Consider the following 2772-nt stretch of genomic DNA (forward strand, 5'->3'; position numbering starts at 1 on the left):
TGATTTTCGAACGTTTGAAGTACCTATTTTTACCAGTCATATCAGGAAGTTATCATGCCATAAAAACATGTTTGCTTCCTAAGACCCTATATAAAAATGACTTTACTTTGTGAAAACTTAGTAAGAAAATAGCTTAGGGTCTGTTTCCGTTTCAAACGCGAGCCGCGCTGCTGCTCAAAATTTCGCCAGACTAGGCGCAGCATGCAGCCAATGTGTACAACCTTGGCAAATGCGGAGGCGACGTATGGCGAAATTTTGGGCGCAGCCCGAAGGGACGAGGCAGATTTTTCGCGCCGCTGGGTTGCTCGTCGCTCATTTGCAATAGCAAACTTCGCTTCTCGCGCCTTGCCGCGCGAAAAATCTGCCTCCGCCTTCGCCACGTTTGAAACGGGAACAGCCCCTGCAATAACTTTTGCCTTTAACGTCCACTTAGGCTAAATTACTGCCCCCGCGCCGCCCTGCCCAAGGGTGCGCCGCGAAAATGGTGAGGTGTCCGAGTGGTTGAAGGAGCACGCCTGGAAAGCGTGTATACAGGAAACTGTATCGAGGGTTCGAATCCCTCCCTCACCGCCACAATCACAGGCGATTGCCTGATTACCGCAAAGGCCGTTATGCAAGCATTGCAGCAAAAGCGCATTGTGCTGGGTGTCACCGGCGGTATTGCAGCCTATAAAAGTGCCGAACTGGTGCGTCGTCTGCGCGAGCAGGGCGCGACTGTGCGGGTGGTGATGACACAGGCCGCCACGCGCTTTATCACGCCGCTGACCTTGCAGGCGCTGTCCGGCCATCCGGTTTATGTGGATTTGTTCGATGCGCAAAGCGAAGCCGCCATGGGGCATATCGAACTCGCTCGTTGGGCGGATTTGCTGCTGATTGCACCGGCGAGCGCGAACTGCCTTGGCAAGCTCGCGCACGGTCTCGCCGATGACCTGTTAAGCACGTTGCTGCTTGCAACCAAGGCCAAAGTGGCGCTCGCTCCAGCCATGAACCAAGCGATGTGGAGCCATCCGGCGACCCAAGTCAATCTCGCACTCTTGCAAAGCCGCGGCGTACAGGTATTTGGCCCGGCAGTAGGCAGCCAGGCTTGTGGTGACATCGGAGTGGGGCGAATGCTGGAGGCCGCTGAAATCGCAGCGCTCGCGGCAAGCTGTTTTGCCCGCCAAGTCTTGGCCGGTTTGCGCGTGCTGATTACTGCCGGCCCCACCCAAGAAAGCATCGACCCGGTGCGCTATATCAGCAACCATAGTTCCGGAAAAATGGGCTTTGCGCTGGCTAGTGCCGCCGCCGAAGCGGGCGCACAAGTCACCTTGATTGCAGGCCCAGTACACCTGCCCACGCCCGCGCGGGTTAAGCGCGTGGATGTGAAAAGCGCACGCGAAATGCTCAAAGCCTGTGAAGCGGCCATGCCCTGTGATGTGCTGATTGCCGCCGCCGCCGTCGCCGACTACCACCCGCAAACCGCAGCCAAGCAGAAGCTTAAAAAAAATCCGCAAAACCCAAACGGCCTACGGCTGCAACTGGTCTGCAATCCCGATATTCTGGCCACCTTGGCACAGCGTAAAGACCGGCCGTTTTGCGTCGGTTTTGCCGCTGAAACCGAGCACCTGCTGGAACACGCCACAAGCAAACTACGCGATAAAAACCTGGATTTAATCGTCGCCAATGACGTCAAACGCAGCGATATTGGCTTTAACAGTGACGACAACGCCGTCACTCTGATTGACCGCCAAGGCCAGCAAACCCGCTTGGATAAAGCCCGCAAATCTGAAATTGCCCGCCAGTTAATGGGTCTAATTGCAAGTCACCTGCCCTCTCCCATAAATGGGAGCTTTTAACCATGCACAAACTGCAAACCCAAATCCTCGATAAACGCCTTGGCCGCGATTTTCCGCTTCCCACTTACGCCACCTGCGGCTCGGCCGGACTTGACCTGCGCGCCATGCTCGAACAGGACACACTGATTGAACCTGGGCAAACCCTGCTTATCCCCAGCGGTCTTGCCATTCATATTGGCGACCCTGGATTGGCCGCACTGATTTTGCCGCGTTCCGGTTTGGGGCATAAGCAGGGCATTGTGCTGGGCAATCTGGTGGGACTGATTGATTCGGACTACCAAGGCGAGCTGAAAATCTCCTGTTGGAACCGCGGGAACCACAGGTTTTGCCTCAAAGTCGGCGAGCGTATCGCGCAACTGCTACTGGTGCCGGTGCTGCAAGCGCAGCTTGAGTTGGTCGACAGCTTTGATAAAAGCACACGCGGTGCGGGCGGTTTTGGGCATTCCGGCCAGCATTAACCTGCCGCCTGGCCTGTTTCGTGCCTATGACCTGCGCGGCATCGTTGGGCAGGATTTAGATACCCGCACGGCCTTTTCCATTGGCCGCGCCATTGGCACAGCCAGCCAGCGCGCAGGCGAGGCGCGCGTATTGGTCGCGCGCGACGGGAGACTGTCCAGCCCCGCGCTGATGCAGGCATTGCAGCAAGGCTTATTGGCCAGCGGCTGCCAAGTGATTGACCTTGGCCTTACGCCCGTGCCGCTGCTGTATTTCGCGGCTACAATAGGGTCTGCTCCCGCTTCAAACGTGGCGAAGGCGGAGGCAGATTTTTCGCGCGGCAAGGCGCGAGAAGCGAAGTTTGCTATTGCAAATGAGCGACGAGTAACACAGCAGCGCGAAAAATCTGCCCCGTCCCTTCGGGCTGCGCCCAAAATTTCGCCATACGTCGCCTCCGCATTTGCCAAGGTTGTACACATTGGCTGCATGCTGCGCCTAGTCT

Annotated in this window: 2 protein-coding genes, 1 tRNA gene and 1 pseudogene; all 4 read left to right on the forward strand. The window is 56.9% G+C overall.

All coding sequences use genetic code 11. The features are described from left to right. Nucleotides 1-483: 483 nt before the first annotated feature. A tRNA-Ser gene (locus tag AXE65_RS03485) sits at nucleotides 484-573 on the forward strand. Between the two features lie 38 nt (nucleotides 574-611). Further along, a complete protein-coding gene (gene coaBC / locus AXE65_RS03490; RefSeq protein WP_068388168.1) occupies nucleotides 612-1835 on the forward strand; it encodes a bifunctional phosphopantothenoylcysteine decarboxylase/phosphopantothenate--cysteine ligase CoaBC in 1224 nt (407 codons plus the stop codon). A gap of 2 nt (nucleotides 1836-1837) precedes the next feature. Beyond that, nucleotides 1838-2293: a dUTP diphosphatase gene (gene dut / locus AXE65_RS03495; RefSeq protein WP_068388171.1), complete on the forward strand. Its 456-nt coding sequence runs from the start codon at nucleotides 1838-1840 to the stop codon at nucleotides 2291-2293. Beyond that, nucleotides 2259-2772, forward strand: a pseudogene (locus AXE65_RS03500) (hypothetical protein); the annotation flags it as partial. The gene dut and the pseudogene AXE65_RS03500, both read left to right, overlap by 35 nt.

The organism is Ventosimonas gracilis, from assembly GCF_001580025.1.
Lineage (GTDB): Bacteria > Pseudomonadota > Gammaproteobacteria > Pseudomonadales > Pseudomonadaceae > Ventosimonas > Ventosimonas gracilis.